The organism is Amylolactobacillus amylotrophicus DSM 20534 (assembly GCF_001434555.1).
Classification (GTDB): domain Bacteria; phylum Bacillota; class Bacilli; order Lactobacillales; family Lactobacillaceae; genus Amylolactobacillus; species Amylolactobacillus amylophilus.
In genome coordinates this window covers 1-809 of record NZ_AZCV01000020.1, presented here as the reverse complement: position 1 = coordinate 809, position 809 = coordinate 1, and the positions used below count along the sequence as shown (strand labels likewise).

The 809-nt window shown below is 36.2% G+C and carries 1 protein-coding gene; it reads left to right on the top strand.

The window, feature by feature from the left end; all coding sequences use genetic code 11:
- Positions 1-74 precede the first annotated feature (74 nt).
- A complete protein-coding gene (locus FC62_RS07870) occupies positions 75-755 on the top strand; it encodes an IS6-like element IS1216 family transposase (RefSeq protein WP_002325565.1) in 681 nt (226 codons plus the stop codon).
- Positions 756-809: the final 54 nt, after the last annotated feature.

Sequence of the window (809 nt, the reverse complement as noted above, 5' to 3'; positions counted from 1 at the left end):
GGTTCTGTTGCAAAGTTTTAAATCTACTATCAAATAAGGTAGAATAATAGAAAAAGATAGCAGGAGGAATGACGATGAATCATTTTAAAGGAAAGCAATTTCAGCAGGATGTGATTATTGTAGCCGTGGGCTACTATCTTCGTTATAACCTTAGCTATCGTGAAGTTCAAGAAATCTTATATGATCGTGACATTAACGTTTCTCATACGACGATTTATCGTTGGGTGCAAGAATATGGCAAACTACTCTATCAAATTTGGAAAAAGAAAAATAAAAAATCCTTTTATTCATGGAAAATGGATGAAACGTACATCAAAATTAAAGGAAAATGGCATTATTTGTATCGAGCCATCGATGCAGATGGTTTAACCTTGGATATTTGGTTACGTAAAAAACGGGACACACAAGCAGCCTATGCTTTTCTTAAGCGGTTAGTGAAGCAGTTTGATGAACCGAAGGTTGTAGTCACAGATAAAGCCCCCTCTATTACAAGTGCCTTTAAGAAACTAAAAGAATACGGCTTTTATCAAGGGACAGAACATCGTACCATTAAATACCTGAATAATTTGATTGAACAAGACCATCGTCCAGTAAAGAGACGCAATAAATTCTATCGAAGTTTACGCACTGCCTCTACCACGATTAAAGGCATGGAAGCCATTCGAGGATTATATAAGAAAACCCGAAAAGAAGGCACTCTCTTCGGGTTTTCGGTCTGTACTGAAATCAAGGTATTATTGGGAATCCCAGCTTAAATCATAGATACCGTAAGGGATTTTATTCTTTATTTAAAACTTTGCAACAGAACC